We start from the raw sequence: 15,564 nt of genomic DNA on the forward strand, positions 1-15,564 counted from the left end.
TTCGGCGACGCCGGACCGACGCTATGGTCTTACTTCGTGTCCTGGATCCGCTTGACGAGGCCCTTCAGCTTCTCGTCACCGGCGAACTTGTCGTACACCGGCTTCATCGCGTCGACGAATTCCGCCTTGTTGGCGATCGTCACGACCTGAACGCCGGCCGCTTCGACGGTCTTGCGGGACGCCTGCTCACGCTCGTCCCAGAGCTTGCGCATGACAGGCACCGATTCCTTGGCCGCCTTGCGGACCATCGCCTGATCTTCCTTGCTCAGGGTATCCCAGACGGTCTTGGACATCACGAGAACTTCGGGCGCCAGGGAGTGCTCGGTGACGTTGTAGAACTTGGCGGCCTCGAAATGGCGCGAGGACTCGTAAGACGGCCAGTTGTTCTCGGCAGCATCCACCAGACCGGTCTTGAGAGCGGTATAGACCTCGCCATACGGCATCGGCGTCGGATTGGCCCCGAGGCTCTGGATCATACCGACCCACAGGTCGGATTGCTGGACGCGAATTTTCAGACCCTTGAGATCCGCGAGCGACTTGATCGGTGCCTTGACGGTGTAAATGGACCGGGCGCCGCTGTCATAATAAGCGAGACCGACCAGGCCTGCGGGCGCCATGGCCGCCAGGATCTCGTCGCCGATCGGCCCGTCAAGGACGGTGCGCATGTGCTGCGTGTCCCGGAACATGAAGGGCAGGCACAACGCGATGGTTTCCGGCACGAAGTTGTTCAAGGGCGATGCGTTGATCCGCATCATGTCGAGGGCGCCGATCTTCAGCTGCTCGATGGTGTCCTTCTCGGAGCCCAGGGCTCCGTTGGGAAACACCTTCACACCAAGCTTGCCGCCGCTTGCTGCCGCGAGCTGCTTGCCCATGAACTTGACGGCTTCGACGGTCGGATAATCGGCGGGGTGGATGTCGGCGGAACGGAAATCGCGTGCGGTCGCCAAGGGGGCTGAGACCGCCAGCAGAGCGGCTGCGATGATGCCGGTGAGTGTCTTCATCTGGGCTTCCTCCTGAGGTGATTATGTCGTTGGGCAGATGCTGCGGGCCGCCTTGGGTCGCTCCACTTCAGCGGTGAAGTCAAGCGCCAATGTCGTCCGTAGGGCGGGCGGCATTCTGAGTCCAAGCCAAATCCGGCATCGATCAATGCTAGAGTCGCATCAATGGATCACGCCGACCTCGGGGAGGCAATCTGCGAATAGTCCGTTTTTCCGAAACCATCTGGCCGTTGGCCGCTGGAAACGCATGCCCGTCGCTTGACGCCGCCGGCGTGGCCCCCTCAAGATGCTCCGAAACAAGACGGACCATCGCGAGGAATGCCCATGCCACGGAAGCTGATCGACATTTCCGTGCCGCTCAGAAACGACGTGACGGCCGATCCGCCGGACAATCATCCGACGATCCAGTACATCGATCACCAGCAGGGCCTGCCGCGGATGCTGCAGTTCTTCGACGGCCTCACGGCGCAGGACCTGCCGGATGGCCAAGGCTGGGCCGTCGAGCAGGTCTCGCTGTCGACCCATAACGGCACCCATCTCGATGCGCCATGGCACTTCCATCCCACGATGAATCGCGGCGAGCGGTCATGGACGATCGACGAGGTGCCGCTGGAATGGTGCTTCCAGCCGGGGTGAAGCTCGACTTGAGGCATCTGCCCGACGGCTACGTGGCGAGCGCCGACGACATCGAGAAGGAGTTGAGGCGGATCGGGCATGCGCTGTCGCCGCTGGAGATCGTCGTCGTCAACACCGGCGCCGGCGCCAAATTCGGCCAGGCCGACTATGTCAGCTCAGGCTGCGGCATGGGCTATGAGGCGACCATGTATCTGCTCAAACGCGGCGTACGGCTGACCGGCACCGACGGCTGGAGCTGGGACGCGCCATTCGTCCACACCGCGAAAAAATATGCCGAAACGAAAGATGCCGGCCTGATCTGGGAGGGCCACAAGGCGGGACGGCACATCGGTTATTGCCATCTCGAGAAGCTGCACAATCTCGACCAGCTGCCTTCGACCGGGTTCACTGTCTCGTGCTTTCCGGTGAAGATCGAGCGTGCCTCCGCGGGCTGGACCCGCGCCGTCGCGATCATCGACAGCTAGTTGCTGCCGAGCCGGCTCTCGGCAAGTTCGCGCAACGCATCGATGTCGAGCACGACGATGGCGCCGTGCTCGAGGCGAACCCAGTTGCGGCCCGCCCAGGCGCGCAATTGCTTGTTGATGCTCTCGCGTGTCATCCCCACCATCTCGCTGATCTCCTGCTGCGTGATGGCGAGCGTGCCGCTGCCGGAGTCAAACTTGCGCTCTTCGGTGAGGCCGAGCAGCGCACTCGCGAGCCGGCCCGGCAGATTTTGCAGGATCACCTGCTCGACCTGCTGGCTGGTCCAGCGCAGGCGCGCGCAGAGTAGCTCGATGAATTTCATTGCGAGTGCCGGCTGGCTCTTCACGAACGGCAGGAAGTCCCGGCGATCGATGATGTAGAGCTCGCAATTGGTGTTGGCGGTCGCATCGGCCGACCTGGGGGCGCCGTCGAGCACCGCGATTTCGCCGAAGATCTCTCCGGGACCGATCAGATTGAGAATGGCGTTACGGCCGTCGGGCGACGAAGAGGAAATCTTCACGGTCCCTGTGATTACCGCGAACAGATTGTTACCGGGATCGCCCTTGGCGGCGATCGTCGCGCCGCGCTTCACCGTGGTGTGCTTGGCGTAACGGCAGAGCTGATCCAGCGCGTCCGGCTCGAGATCCGCAAAGATCGGGTGCTTGCGCAGGACCGATAGTTTATTCCCCGCCACTTGTCGGGGGTCGCCGGTCTTGTCCTGAGGCACGCCACTGGGCTCCTAAGACTGCGAGGCACTAAAGTTTCTGCGTAGTGAACGTTATCAGGCTTTTCAACCAGAAAGCACGCGCGCATCCGCAGGCAAATGCCGCGAAAATGCGGCGGTCGAGCCCGGATTTCGCACCCGAAGGATGTACCGGTGCATTGGGGTAGATACAGAGTTGCAGGTAATGCAAGTCGTATTGTGTTGAGGCGCTGCCAGGGCCGAGGCCACCGCGCAGGCTGCAATTTACTGCACTGCGCCAAAGTCGGTTGATCCAGGTCAATTTCGGCAGAGATCGCTTGCTCCAAAAGATGGCGCGCTCAGAGTTTCAGCCTGACATCGCAAATATCCGGCTCGGCCGGATCCGGCTTCACCTCGAACCCGAGCTGCCGGCACATCTCGAGCATCACGGTGTTCTCCCCGAGCACGTCGCCCGAGATGGCCTTCAAGCCTTCCGATCTCGCGTAGTCGATGATCAGCTGCATCAGGGCCCATCCCAGCCCCCTGCCCTTGAGGTCGGACCGCAGCAGGATCGCGTATTCGCCACTCTCGTAGATCGAGTCCGAATGGAGCCGAACCACGCCGACCATCTCGCCGGTGGCCTCGTCGAATGCAATGAAGGCCATCGCGCGGGCGTAGTCGAGCTGGGTCAGACGGGCGATGAACTCGTGGGTGAACTCCTTCATCGGCGCGAAGAAGCGCAGGCGAAGGTCGTGCGCCGTGACGTGACGCAGGAATTCGTGGATGGTGGGCTCGTCCTCCGGACGCAGGGGCCGCGCGAAAATACGCCAGCCCTCCTTGAGCTCGAGGTGGCGCTCCCATTGCGACGGATAGGCCCGAACGGCGAAGTTGGCAGGGCCTGAGCCGGCGAATTTCCGTTGCGGCGGCCCCACTGCAACGCGAGCGTCGACCGCGGTCACGCCGGTTTCGTCCGCGAGCAGCGGATTGATGTCGAATTCGCGGATCCCGGGAATGTCGGCGGCCATCTGCGCCAGCTTGACCAGGACCATGGCGACGGCGTCGGGCTTCACGGCCGGCACGTCCCGGTAAGCGCGAAGCAGCCGTGACACGCGCGTGCGGTCGATCAGGTCGCGGGCCAGTTGCAGATCGAGCGGCGGCAGCGCAAGCGCCTTGTCGTTGATGATCTCGACAGCGGTGCCGCCGCGGCCGAACACGACGACGGTGCCGAAGGTCGGATCGTCGGCGAGGCCCAAAATCAACTCGCGCGCCTTCGCCTTCACGACCATCGCCTGCACGATGATGCCCTCAATGCGGGCTTGCGGACGCAGCTTCCTCGCCCGTGCGAGAATGTCGGTGGCCGCGGCGCGCACCGCCTCGGGCGTCGTCAGATTGAGCACGACCCCGCCGACATCGGATTTGTGGACGATGTCGCGCGACATGATCTTCAGCACGACGGTGGCGCCTTGCGCGAAGATTTCTTTCGCGTAGGCCACCGCCTGCTCGACATCGGTCGCAGCGTAGGTCGGCACCATCGCGATGTGGTAGGCTTCGAGCAGGTGCTTGATCTCGACGGGTTCGAGCCATTGGCGGCCGTCCGCGATGGCAGCAGCGACGATCTGCTTCGCAGCACGAGCGTCCGGCACGAAGCTATCGGGCATTGCGGGCGGAACCTGGCTCAGCTCCTCCACCACTTCGCGGTGCCGGACCAGGTGCATGAAACCGCGCACGGCGTCATCCTCGGTCGGATAGTTCGGAATGCCCGCGCCAGAGAGTGCCTGGATGATGTTCTGATCGGCTCCGACCCATGCTGCCAGCACGGGCTTCGCCCATCTGCGGTGCTGCTCTCGATATTTGCCGACGAGCTCCGTCACGGCCGTGGCAATGTCGGCAGCCGAGGCGATCGCCGTCTGCACATTGAGGACGAGGACTGCGTCGTTGTCGGGATCGGCGAGCAACACCTCCAGCGCCGCCGCATAGCGCGAGGCATCGGCGTCGCCGACGATGTCAACGGGATTTGCGCCGGACCAGGTCGGCGGTAGCGCGTCATCGAGTTTCTTGCGGGCGTCCGCCGAAATGGTTGCCGGAATGCCGCCGAACTCGACCAACCGATCGATGGCAAGGACGCCGATGCCGCCGCCATTGGTCAGGATGGCGAGGCGCTTTCCGGCCGGCGACTCGACGCGGCCGAGCGTCTCGGCGCAATCGAACAGCTCGCGCAGATCGGAGACCCGCAGGACGCCTGCGCGGCGGAACGCCGCGTCGTAGGCGGCATCGGCACCCGCGAGCGCACCGGTATGGGTGGCGGCCGCCTTCGCGCCCTGCGCCATGCGGCCGGACTTGACCACGACGACCGGCTTCACGCGCGCCGCGGCACGCGCTGCCGACATGAACTTGCGCGCGTCCTTGATGGCTTCGATATAGAGCAGGATCGCGCGGGTCTTATGATCCATCGCGAAATAGTCGAGCAGGTCGGCAATATCGACATCGATCTGATCGCCGATCGAGACGATGCCGGAGAAGCCCACGCCCCGCTGCGCGGCCCAATCGACCATGCCGGCCGCGATCGCGCCCGATTGCGAAATCAGCGCAAGGTTTCCCGTCCCCGGCATGTGCGCGGCAAAACTCGCATTCAGGCTCACGCCGGGCATCATGATGCCGAGGCAGTTCGGCCCGATCAGCCGCATGCCGTATTTGCGGGCCGCGGCGATGGCCGCCTCGTGCAGGGAGCCCGGTCCGTGACCGAGCCCGGCCGAGACGATCAGGGCACCCGCCGACCCGCGTCGCCCGGCTTGATCGATAATGCCGGGAACCGCGTGCGCCGGCGCGGTGATGACCACGAGCTCGGGCACAAACGGCAACTTGTCGAGGCTGCTCACCGCCGCGACGCCGCCGATCTCGGCATGGCGCGGATTGACGAGGCCGAACTGCCCCGTGAATCCGGCGTTCTGAATGTTCTCCAGAACGGCACGTCCGAGGGAGACCGGGCGGGCGCTCGCACCAACGAGCGCAACCGAACGCGGCGACAGCAGGTTCTTCAGACGATAGGTTGACATGAAAGCAAATGCGCCCGGTCGGTGGCGGTTCCGATGGTTGACGATCAGGCCAGTAAACTGGCTACCCGCCTAGTACGAGATCATAACCCAGCACGGTGGCTCGCCAATGACGGTCTTTGTCACACCGCCCCAAACGATCTCGTTCAGGCGCGAATGATGGTAGGCACCCATCACGATCGCGTCGATCGCATGGGAATTCGCCCAGCTTCCGAGCACCTTGCCAATCGAGCTGCCGCTGCCCGTCGCGGTTTCGAACGAGGCGTCGACCCCGTGTTCCCTCAAGTGGTCGACGAGAGCCGTGCCGGATTGAACGATCGCGTCGGACTTGTCGTCCGCCACCGTCACCACGCGGACCGAGGCGGCTGCCTGAAGCATCGGCAGCGCGTCGCCGACCGCCCGCGCCGCACGTGCGGAATTATCCCAGGCAATCATGACGTTCTCGAATTCCGGTCGCAGCGCATCCACATGCTGCTCCGGGCAGAGCAGCACTGGCCGCCCGGATTCGAACAGGAGCGTCTCGATGATGTGCTCGGTTCGGCTGTCGTGCGGCTTCACCGGAACCAGCGTGAGATCGCTGAAGCGCGCATGCTCGGCCAGGATCGACGCGATCTGGTCTGGCGGCACCTTGGCCGATCGGCTTTGAGCGCGGATGCTGGCGCGGGAGGTTGCACCCGTGAACGCATTCAGGAGATGCTGCATGTCGCTCGCCCCAAGCGACCCTTTTGCCTCGACCGCATCGGAATCATCGGGGAGCACCAACTTTGGCCGCACGAAAACGTCCTCTTCGAGCGCAAGCGCGGTAATCCTGGCGCCGAGGCCGGCGGCAACGGCCACGCATTTCTCGATCGCAGCAAGGGCCGGCCCGCGCGGCTGGCCGACGAGCGGTAGAAAGACGTCCTTGATGGGCATCGGGATTCTCCTAGGCGGCCAGAATAGACCGGCTTTCGTCGGGACGCTTGATCCTCGTCAAGCGCGGGGAACTCCGACCGGTCGGACGGAGACAGGCGCTGACCGAGGTCAAGGACTGGCCGCGATCTGCTTCTAAGGGTTACCTTGGCCGCCGGGCGGCCTTCCGGACACATCTGGATGTACCAGCTGGAATGACGGACGATTCTGCGACCCAGGACCGGATCTTTGCGGCGCTCGCCGATTCCGCGGGGCATCCGGACGTGATGCGGATCGATACGCACGCAGCTTCGGTCTTTCTCAAAGGCAGGCGCGCGCTGAAAATCAAGCGCGCTGTGCAGTTTCCATTCCTCGATTATTCGACGCTTGAGAAGCGCAAGGCGGCCTGCGAGGAGGAGCTCAGGGTCAACCGGCCGCTGGCGCCGCAGATCTATCACCGCGTCGTGGCGATCACGGAAGAGGCCGATGGATCGGTGAAGGTCGACGGACGCGGCCGGCCGATCGAGTATGCGGTCGACATGTCGCGCTTCGACGAAAGCCGGACGCTGGATCATCTGGCCAAGGCTGGCCCGCTGGACACCAATTTTGCCTCGGCTGTCGCCGACGCGATCGTGGCTTCGCATGCGCAGGCTGCTCGCGCTGATGGCAAGGCATGGGTTTCCTCCATTCCCGGCCTGATCGACGGCAACTGCAATGGCCTGAGGGCCGGCGATCATCTCGAAGCCGAAGAGATCGGACAGCTCGGCAGAGACTCGCACGCGATGTTCCTCCGCCTCCGGCCTTTGCTCGAGGAGCGCGGCTGTCAAGGCTTCGTGCGCCGCTGCCACGGCGACCTGCATCTTGCGAATGTCGTGTCGATCGACGAACAGCCGGTGCTGTTCGATGCCATCGAGTTCGACGCCGAGATGGCAACCATCGACGTGCTCTACGATCTCGCATTCACATTGATGGACCTGCTGCGCCACGATCAACCAGGCGCGGCCAACACCGTGCTGAACCGCTATCTCGCCGCGACTTCGGTCGAAAATCTCGACGCGCTCTCCGCACTGCCGCTGTTCATGTCCATCCGGGCGGCGATCCGCGCCCAGGTGGCGCTGGCAAGGCTGAAGCCGCCGCATTCCGATGATCCGGCCATTCTCGACGACGCACGGCACTATTTTGGCCTCGCCCGCGCGCTGATCCGCCCTCCCGCTCCCCGGCTGATCGTGGTCGGCGGACTGTCAGGCACCGGAAAGACGGTTTTGGCACGCGCGCTCGCGCCGGACGTTACACCGCAGCCGGGGGCCGTCGTGCTGCGCAGCGATGTCGCCCGCAAGCAAATGTTCGGGGCCGAGGAAACGCACCGGCTGCCGGCATCCGCATACACGCCGGACGTTACGGCCCGCGTCTACGACATGTTGGTTCGGCACGCCGGGCGGGTGCTGGCGCAAGGCCATTCAGCGATCATCGACGGCGTGTTCGCCCGTGAAGACGAACGAGAGGCGGTCGCCGCACTGGCGCACGTGCGCAACGTGCCGCTGAGCGGCCTATTTCTGGTTGCGGACCTCGCGACCCGGCAGGCGCGGATCGGAGGCCGCCAGGGCGACGCATCCGACGCCACGCAAGAGGTTGCCGCACTGCAAGAGCACTATAAGATCGGCCATGTCGGTTGGTCGACCATCGACGCATCCGGGACACAAGAGCAGACGCTCCAGAACTGCCGGGACGCCATCGCCGAGAGCAAGCAAGGCAATCTGCAAATAAGGCAAACTGATTGACGCGGGCAAGGATGGCGCGACCCAGCACGAGTTCGACGGCCGCGCGCGCGAGGCCTGCGGCGAGGCGCAATGCCCTGCCCGGCCGCCTCAGCCCCGGCATGGTCTGCGACACCGCCTTCCGGATCATCGCCCGCCGTCACCTCGACGCCGTTCTCGCCCAGCATGACGGCACCTGCCGCGGCGATCCCGAGGCGTTGCACCAGATCCGGATCGCACTGACGCATCTGCGCACCGCCATCCGCTTCTTCTCGCCGATGGTCGACGACGCCCTGCGGCCGGGCGTCTGGACCGAACTGAAATGGCTGAACAGCCAGCTCGGCATGGTGCGGGACCTCGACGTGGCGATCGATCGGGTCATCGCCGAGAGCGGAGGCGAGTTGACCGTAATTGCCGAGCTCCAGCACTGGGACGAGAAGCGGGCCGAGAGCCATCGCCTGCTGGCGCGCGCGCTGCAATCCGCGCGGTATCGCCGTCTGGTCGAGCAGACGTCGGCCTGGATCGAGAGTGGTCCCTGGTCGACCCGGCGCAGCAAGGAGGCCATCAGATTGCGCCGCTGCTCGCTTGGCGACCACGCAACAGCGAAACTCACGGCATGGGAGACGACGCTACTCCGGAAGGCGCGAAAACTCCGCGAGCTCGACGTCGAGAAACGTCACAAGCTGCGACTTCTCAACAAGCGGCTGACTTATTCGATCGAGTCCCTGGAAGACCTGTTCTCCGACGAGAAGCTGGCGAAGCAGAAGTCGATCCTCAAGCAATTGCGCAAGGCGCAAAAGTCGCTGGGACAGTTGAACGACGATGCCCGAGGGCAAGCCCTTGCGGCGTCGTTGAACGGAGCGGTGCCCGAGGCGGGCATTCGCTTCCTCAATCGCAAGCGGGAAAACGAGCTGTTGCGAACCGCTTCGAAAGCCTACCGGAAGCTGGACGAGGCCAAGCCGTTCCGCTCCACCGACCTTGCGCCGAATGCGGAGCCCGAGGATTAGGTGTGGACCAACCCTGCCTGACTTGCGTCAAGTCAAATTCCTACCGGTGGATCCATGCTCCGCACATTGCTATTTCTAGCGCGGAATGACGGCGGTGGCTTCGATCTCGACGCGCGCCGCCTTCTCGACGAGGCGGACGACCTGAACCAGCGCCATCGCCGGATAGTGCGCGCCGAAGATGGTGCGGTAGACCTTGCCGAGCTCTTTGAGGTTCGCCAGGTACTCGTCCATGTCGACGACGTACCAGGTCAGGCGCACGAGGTGCTCGGGCTGCGCACCGGCCTCCGCGAGGATCGCGGCGATGTTGCCGAGGGTTTGGCGCACCTGCGCGACAAAACCCTCCGCGAGACGCTCCTCGGCATCCCAGCCGATCACGCCGCCGGTGACGACGATGCGTCCCTCGGCGGCCATGCCGTTGGCGTAGCCTTTCGGCACCGGCCAACCAGACGGCTGGAGCACCTGCGCCCTGGATCGGGTTTCGTCCTCGGCTGCTGTCGGCTGCACCGCGAGGTGCGGGCCTTTCGGCGTCGTCACGGACAATTCTCTATCCTTCTCTCATTCCGGCGCGACGCCAGAGGACGTCACTGCGGCCTGCGCCAGTTGCCGCAGGGCAAAGCGCTTTAGTTTGCCAGTCTCGGTCTTCGGTAGTTGGGTCACGAACTCGATCGCGCGCGGATATTTGTATGGCGCGATCTCGCGTTTGACGTGCTCCTGCAAGGCGGCCACGAGCTCGGCGTCCGCCGTTACGCCTGGCGCGGCAATGACATAGGCCTTGACGATCATGCCGCGCGCCTCGTCCGGCGCACCGACGACCCCGCACTCGACGACGGAGGGATGCGTGAGCAGCGCCGCCTCGACGTCCGTGCCTGCGATGTTGTAGCCGGCCGACACGATCATGTCGTCCGAGCGTGACTGGTACCAGAAATAACCGTCGCTATCCATCAGATAGGTATCGCCGGTGATGTTCCAGCCGTTCTGGACGTATTTGCGTTGCCGCTCGTCGGCGAGATAGCGGCATCCGGTCGGCCCGCGTACCGCGAGCCGGCCCATCGTGCCCGGCGGCAAGTCATTGCCGGAATCGTCGACGATCTTCGCTTCATACCCCGGCACCGCCTTGCCCGTCGCACCGGGGCGGATCTCGTCCTCGGTCGCGCTGATGAAGATGTGCAGCAGCTCGGTCGAGCCAATGCCGTCCATCAGCTTGATGCCGGTCGCCTTCAGCCAGGCATCGAATGTCGGCTTCGGCAGCGTCTCGCCGGCGGACACGCATTTGCGGAGCGAGGAAATATCGCGGCCCGGCAGCTTGCCAATCATCGCCCGGTACGCGGTCGGCGCGGTGAAACAGACCGTGGTCTTGTACTGCTCGATCGCATTCAGAATGTCGTCGGGGGCCGTCTTCTCCAGAACGACGAAGGAGGCGCCGATGTGCATCGGAAACAGCACGCCGCCGAAGCCGAACGTGAAGGCCAGCGGTGCCGAGCCCACGAAGCGATCCCTCTGCTCCGCGCGCAAGATGTTGCGCGCATAGCCATCGCAGACCGCCAGCATGTCACGGTGGAAATGCATGGTGCCCTTGGGATCGCCGGTCGTACCCGACGTGAACGCGATCAGGCAGACGTCGTCGGAGGCGGTATCGACAGCTCTGAACTCCGGACTTGCATCCGCCATCAGAGCCTCGAGTGAGTCGCCGGCACCGTTGCCCCAATAGACCACCTGCTTGAGGCCGGGGGCTGCGGCTTTCGCCTTCACCATTTCCTCGGCGAGTTTTCCATCGCAGAGCGCGAGTGTGATCTCCGCCTTCTGGATCGGATACGACAGCTCCTTGGCGCGCAACAGCGGCATGGTCGCCACGACGATGCCGCCGGCCTTGATCACCGCCAGATAAGTCGCGACCATCATCGGATTGTTGGCCGAGCGTAGCAGCACGCGCCCGCCGGTGACGAGACCTAGCTTGCCGACCAGCACATTGGCGATGCGGTTCACGAGCGTTTGCAGCTCGCGATAGGTGTAGCTGATGGCGGGGCTGATGACGCAAGGAGCGTCGCCATGTCCCTGCTCGACCCAGCGGTCGAGGAAATAGCTGACGCAGTTCAATCGCGCCGGATATTGCAGTTCCGGCCGCGCGAAGATGAATTCAGGCCAAAGCTCACGCGGCGGAAGATGCTCCCGCGCGAACGTATCGACATGGGCCGTCGCAGCATTGTCGTCACACGAGCCCGAGACTTGAACCTTGGCGGCGTTGGCCATCGCACGCTCCTTTCAGCATGGATTGCACCCGGCAGCACTATCTGGGAAACATTTTAGGCTTAAAGCAATTTGGTGCAATAGCGGATTTTAGGCATCCCGTGCATTTTCCGGCGGCAATGGGACTGGCAGGTGCGTCAGCCTGCCGAGCTAGGCCCTGCGGCGACCGGCCGATTTCTGCGCCGACGCCTTGGTCTTGGCGAGAAGCCGCATCAATTCGCGGACATCCTTCGGCGTCAGATCGGCGAAGAGATCGGCGATCCAGATCTCGTGTTCCGCAGCCATTCTGCGAAATTCGGCGCGACCGAGTTTGGTGAGGCGGATCACCTGGACGCGGCGGTCCGTCTCCGAAGTGCGGCGGTCGAGGTGACCGGATTCCACGAGGCGTTCGACGAGGCCGGTCACGTTGCCGTTCGACACCATCATGCGCTTGGACACGTCGGACAGCGTCATGCCGTCGGGTGCCTTGTCGAGTTGCGCCATCAGGTCAAAACGCGGCAATGTGACGTCGAAACGCTGCCGCAACCGTCCGCGAACCTCGCCCTCGATCAGGGTCGTGCAGGTCAAGAGGCGCAGCCACAGCCGAAGCTCTTCGGCGTGATCCTCCGGAGTTTCGACGGCCTTGGTCTCGGAATCGAGCATGTTGATGCAGTCACTCACGGTCGCCGGCATAGGCGCCCGGCACGGATTCCCAACGTTTTGAGCTTCAAATAAATCGAAGCCGGCTGCAAGCCTAAAGCCGCAACAATCGACCGCACGCCGATTTGTTTAGGCTTAAAATAATTGGCGCGCCGCTTGCATGCGCCGCAGCCGCAGGATGACGGCGCCTTGAGCTCGCTTGCCGCGGCAGCAATCATCGGCATAAACTTGGATGTGAGTAGCGGCTTGCAGCGCAAGACCTGATGTCACGGGGGACAGATCATGAAGACGCAAATGACGTTGGCCGCAGCCGCCATGCTGCTTGGCACCGCGGTGAGCCCTTCCCTCGCCCAGGAGAAGATCAAGCTGGGTGTGATCGTGACCCTCTCGGGACCCGCCGCAGCGCTCGGCCAACAGGTGCGCGACGGCTTTGCGCTCGGGGTCAAGGATCTCGGCGGCAAGATGGGCGGCCGCGATATCGAGATTGTCGTGGTCGACGACGAATTGAAGCCGGACGCAGCGGTCACCAAGGTCAAGGGCCTTCTGGAACGCGACAAGGTCGACTTCGTGGTCGGCCCGATCTTCTCCAACATCCTCCAGGCGATCCACCGACCGGTGACGGAATCGAAAACCTTCCTGATCAGCCCCAATGCCGGACCGTCTACTTTCGCCGGCAAGGACTGCAACCCGTTCTTCTATGTGACCTCGTATCAGAACGATCAGGTGCACGAGATCCTCGGCAAGGTCGCGCAGGATCGCGGCTACAAGCGCATGTATCTGATGGTGCCGAACTATCAGGCGGGCAAGGACTCGGTGGCCGGCTTCAAGCTCGACTACAAGGGTGAGATCGTCGAAGAATCCTACATGCCGCTCAACACGCTGGACTTCCAGCCGGAGCTTTCCAAGATTTCGTCGCAGAAGCCCGATGCTCTCTTCACGTTCATGCCCGGCGGCCTCGGCGTCAATCTCGTCAAGCAATACAAGCAGGCGGGCCTCGCCGACAGCATTCCGGTGCTCTCGGCTTTCACGGTGGATGAATCGACCTTGCCGGCGCAGCAGGACGCGGCGGTCGGCATGTTCGGCGGCGCGAACTGGGCGCCCAATCTCGACAATCCCCAAAACAAGAAGTTCGTCGCCGCCTACGAGGCCGCCTACAACAGCGTGCCCGGCACCTACGCCTTCCAGGCGTATGATGCCGCGATGCTGATCGACAGCGCCGTCAAGGCCGTGAAGGGCGATCTCTCGAACAAGGATGCTGTCGGGGCCGCGCTGAAGAAGGCCGACTTCACCTCGCTGCGCGGCGCCTTCAAGTTCAACACCAACGGCTATCCGATCCAGGATTTCTACCTGACCAAGGTCGCCAAGCGCGCGGACGGCAAGTTCCAGACCGAGATCGTCCAGAAAGTCTTCGAGAATTACGGCGACCGCTATGCGAAGGACTGCAAGGCGGCGAACTAAGCCCACGTCGCGTTGAGGGAGGATCACAATGACAAGCGAAATCACCGGCATCACGCGGGCCAATGAGGGGATCCAGGGCATCTCCTGGAACATCCTCGGCCAGACCTATGTGCCGAAGAGCAAAACCGAGCATAGCTTCTCCTGGCATGCGACGCTGCCGCCGGGCACGTTCGTGCCGCCGCACATTCATCCCGACCAGGATGAGTATCTCTACATGCTGGAGGGCAAGCTCGATTTCATGCTCGGCAATTCCGAGTCGCAGGCGACCGCGGGCGACCTGATCCGGCTCGGCATGGGCGTGCCGCACGGCATCTTCAACAAGTCGGAGCAGACCGCGAAGGTGTTGTTCTGGGTGTCACCGACCAAAAAGCTGTTCGACCTGTTCTGGGGCCTTCACAATATGAAGGAACAGAAGCCTGAGGACGTGGTGGCCATGGCCGCCGAGTTCAACATCCACTTCCTGCCGCCGCCTCCCGGCGGTTAGCTTCAAGCCCGCACCGCCGCAAGTCCCGGCACTGCGGCGAAGCCGGCCTTGGTGGCATAGCCGCGCACGATCGCCTCGCGCTGGGAATAGCTCAGCACGTTGTCGACATTGTCGAAGCCGTCGGGCGCGAGCTGCTCGACGGCGTCGATGACGCCCTCAGGGCCGCCGCGCCGGTTGGAGCGGACGATGTCCGCGGTCATGGGCAGGCGCTTCTTCTCGTATTCGAGCAACGCCTGGCGCGGATGCTCGGCGCGCACCAGCGCGTCGGCGAGGCAGCGTGCATCGAGGATCGCCTGCGAGGCGCCATTGGAGCCGACCGGATACATCGGATGCGCGGCATCGCCGAGCAGCGTGACGCGCCCGGACGACCAATAGGGCAACGGATCGCGGTCGCAGGTCGGATATTCGTAGAACTCGGGCGTGGCCGAGATCAGACTCTTCACGTCGATGTAAGGCACCGAGAAGCGCGCCACATGCGGCATCAGCTCCTCGCGCCGGCCCGGCCGGGACCAGTCTTCCTTTCGCGGCGGCGGCGCATTGCCCTCACCGACCTTCACCAGCACCGCCCAGTTGGTGAGACGGCTCGCCGGGCTCGATCCCTCCGCGATCGGATAGATCACCACCTTGGCGTTGAGGCCACCGGCGACGATCATCGACTTGCCGGTCAGGAACAGCGGCCAATCCCGCGCACCGCGCCACAGCATCAGGCCGTTCCAGCACGGCGGCCCCTCGTTCGGGAAGAGCGTGTCACGGACCCGCGAATGGATGCCGTCGGCACCAATCAGAATGTCGCCCCGCGCGGTATGGATGTGCGCGCCCGAGCGGTCGAAAAAGTAAGCGGTGACGCCGCCCTCGTCCTGCGTGAAGGCGCCGAGGCGGCAGCCGGTGTGGATGGCCTCCGGCCCGAGCCGCTCCTCGACGGCGCGATGGATCACGCCCTGAAGGCGCCCGCGGTGGATCGAGAATTGCGGCACATCATGGCCGGCGTCGATGCCGCGGGCCTCGCGCCAGACTTCCTGGCCGTGACGGTTGAGGTAGTAGAGCTGGTCGGTGCGGATCGCGACATCGTCGAGCTGCTGCAGCAGACCGAGGCCCGCCAGCTCGCGCATGGCATGGGGCAGCGTATTGATGCCAACGCCAAGCTCGCGGATCGTATCGGCCTGCTCGAAGATTTCGCAACCGATGCCCCGCGAGCGCAGCATCAATGCGGTGGTGAGACCACCGATACCGCCACCGACGATAATCGCCTTCATCACCCCTAC

12 protein-coding genes and 1 pseudogene are annotated in these 15,564 nt (G+C 63.9%); 5 read left to right on the top strand and 8 right to left on the bottom strand.

The features are described from left to right. Positions 1 to 29: 29 nt before the first annotated feature. On the bottom strand, positions 30 to 1,001 hold the full coding sequence (locus tag IVA88_RS28810; RefSeq protein ID WP_247500587.1) for a TRAP transporter substrate-binding protein: 972 nt from the start codon (positions 999 to 1,001) through the stop codon (positions 30 to 32). 321 nt (positions 1,002 to 1,322) lie between these two features. Between IVA88_RS28810 and IVA88_RS28815 the strand changes: the two are divergent. Next, positions 1,323 to 2,098: pseudogene (locus IVA88_RS28815) on the top strand (cyclase family protein). On the opposite strand, the gene IVA88_RS28820 reads toward IVA88_RS28815, so the two are convergent. The 3 genes from IVA88_RS28820 to IVA88_RS28830 all read right to left on the bottom strand — a co-directional run bounded on the left by IVA88_RS28820 (position 2,095) and on the right by IVA88_RS28830 (position 6,740). Continuing rightward, complete coding sequence (locus IVA88_RS28820) at positions 2,095 to 2,823, bottom strand: Crp/Fnr family transcriptional regulator (protein WP_247500588.1); 729 nt, start codon at positions 2,821 to 2,823, stop codon at positions 2,095 to 2,097. The pseudogene IVA88_RS28815 and the gene IVA88_RS28820 sit on opposite strands and share 4 nt — an antisense overlap. Positions 2,824 to 3,137: 314 nt before the next feature. Beyond that, positions 3,138 to 5,831, bottom strand: a complete 2,694-nt coding sequence (locus IVA88_RS28825; protein ID WP_247500589.1) for a bifunctional acetate--CoA ligase family protein/GNAT family N-acetyltransferase — start codon at positions 5,829 to 5,831, stop codon at positions 3,138 to 3,140. A 69-nt stretch (positions 5,832 to 5,900) separates the two neighbouring features. Beyond that, positions 5,901 to 6,740, bottom strand: a complete 840-nt coding sequence (locus IVA88_RS28830; RefSeq protein WP_247500590.1) for a universal stress protein — start codon at positions 6,738 to 6,740, stop codon at positions 5,901 to 5,903. Between the two features lie 191 nt (positions 6,741 to 6,931). Here IVA88_RS28830 and IVA88_RS28835 point away from each other — a divergent pair, with 191 nt between their 5' ends. Together IVA88_RS28835 and IVA88_RS28840 are read left to right on the top strand one after the other, a co-directional pair. After that, positions 6,932 to 8,494: a bifunctional aminoglycoside phosphotransferase/ATP-binding protein gene (locus tag IVA88_RS28835; RefSeq protein WP_247500591.1), complete on the top strand. Its 1,563-nt coding sequence runs from the start codon at positions 6,932 to 6,934 to the stop codon at positions 8,492 to 8,494. Between the two features lie 11 nt (positions 8,495 to 8,505). Next, positions 8,506 to 9,477 carry a CHAD domain-containing protein gene (locus IVA88_RS28840; RefSeq protein ID WP_247500592.1) on the top strand — a complete coding sequence of 324 codons (972 nt, stop codon included), beginning with the start codon at positions 8,506 to 8,508 and terminating at the stop codon, positions 9,475 to 9,477. A gap of 75 nt (positions 9,478 to 9,552) precedes the next feature. Here the strand turns inward: IVA88_RS28840 and IVA88_RS28845 are convergent, their stop codons facing one another. The 3 genes from IVA88_RS28845 to IVA88_RS28855 all read right to left on the bottom strand — a co-directional run bounded on the left by IVA88_RS28845 (position 9,553) and on the right by IVA88_RS28855 (position 12,393). Further along, complete coding sequence (locus IVA88_RS28845) at positions 9,553 to 10,017, bottom strand: RidA family protein (protein WP_247500593.1); 465 nt, start codon at positions 10,015 to 10,017, stop codon at positions 9,553 to 9,555. Positions 10,018 to 10,032: 15 nt separating this feature from the next. Next, a complete protein-coding gene (locus IVA88_RS28850; protein ID WP_247500594.1) occupies positions 10,033 to 11,724 on the bottom strand; it encodes a benzoate-CoA ligase family protein in 1,692 nt (563 codons plus the stop codon). Positions 11,725 to 11,871: 147 nt separating this feature from the next. Further along, positions 11,872 to 12,393 (bottom strand): MarR family transcriptional regulator, encoded by a 522-nt coding sequence (locus IVA88_RS28855; protein ID WP_247500595.1) that lies wholly within the window; start codon positions 12,391 to 12,393, stop codon positions 11,872 to 11,874. 249 nt (positions 12,394 to 12,642) lie between these two features. On the opposite strand from IVA88_RS28855, the gene IVA88_RS28860 reads away from it, so the two are divergent. After that, positions 12,643 to 13,818 (top strand): ABC transporter substrate-binding protein, encoded by a 1,176-nt coding sequence (locus tag IVA88_RS28860; protein WP_247500596.1) that lies wholly within the window; start codon positions 12,643 to 12,645, stop codon positions 13,816 to 13,818. Between the two features lie 28 nt (positions 13,819 to 13,846). Beyond that, positions 13,847 to 14,302 (top strand): cupin domain-containing protein, encoded by a 456-nt coding sequence (locus IVA88_RS28865; protein ID WP_094891387.1) that lies wholly within the window; start codon positions 13,847 to 13,849, stop codon positions 14,300 to 14,302. A 2-nt stretch (positions 14,303 to 14,304) separates the two neighbouring features. Here the strand turns inward: IVA88_RS28865 and IVA88_RS28870 are convergent, their stop codons facing one another. Next, positions 14,305 to 15,555: a flavin-dependent oxidoreductase gene (locus IVA88_RS28870; RefSeq protein WP_028156622.1), complete on the bottom strand. Its 1,251-nt coding sequence runs from the start codon at positions 15,553 to 15,555 to the stop codon at positions 14,305 to 14,307. Positions 15,556 to 15,564: the final 9 nt, after the last annotated feature.

Origin of the sequence: Bradyrhizobium sp. 149, from assembly GCF_023073915.1 — a bacterium.
Lineage (GTDB): Bacteria > Pseudomonadota > Alphaproteobacteria > Rhizobiales > Xanthobacteraceae > Bradyrhizobium.

What these genes read in the sequence shown, in the direction of transcription:
- IVA88_RS28855 (WP_247500595.1), bottom strand. Translation starts at nt 12,393, where the DNA reads ATGCCGGCGACCGTGAGTGACTGCATCAACATGCTCGATTCCGAGACC.
- IVA88_RS28860 (WP_247500596.1), top strand. Translation starts at nt 12,643, where the DNA reads ATGAAGACGCAAATGACGTTGGCCGCAGCCGCCATGCTGCTTGGCACC.
- IVA88_RS28830 (WP_247500590.1), bottom strand. Translation starts at nt 6,740, where the DNA reads ATGCCCATCAAGGACGTCTTTCTACCGCTCGTCGGCCAGCCGCGCGGG.
- IVA88_RS28810 (WP_247500587.1), bottom strand. Translation starts at nt 1,001, where the DNA reads ATGAAGACACTCACCGGCATCATCGCAGCCGCTCTGCTGGCGGTCTCA.
- IVA88_RS28840 (WP_247500592.1), top strand. Translation starts at nt 8,506, where the DNA reads ATGGCGCGACCCAGCACGAGTTCGACGGCCGCGCGCGCGAGGCCTGCG.
- IVA88_RS28870 (WP_028156622.1), bottom strand. Translation starts at nt 15,555, where the DNA reads ATGAAGGCGATTATCGTCGGTGGCGGTATCGGTGGTCTCACCACCGCA.
- IVA88_RS28850 (WP_247500594.1), bottom strand. Translation starts at nt 11,724, where the DNA reads ATGGCCAACGCCGCCAAGGTTCAAGTCTCGGGCTCGTGTGACGACAAT.
- IVA88_RS28825 (WP_247500589.1), bottom strand. Translation starts at nt 5,831, where the DNA reads ATGTCAACCTATCGTCTGAAGAACCTGCTGTCGCCGCGTTCGGTTGCG.
- IVA88_RS28835 (WP_247500591.1), top strand. Translation starts at nt 6,932, where the DNA reads ATGACGGACGATTCTGCGACCCAGGACCGGATCTTTGCGGCGCTCGCC.
- IVA88_RS28865 (WP_094891387.1), top strand. Translation starts at nt 13,847, where the DNA reads ATGACAAGCGAAATCACCGGCATCACGCGGGCCAATGAGGGGATCCAG.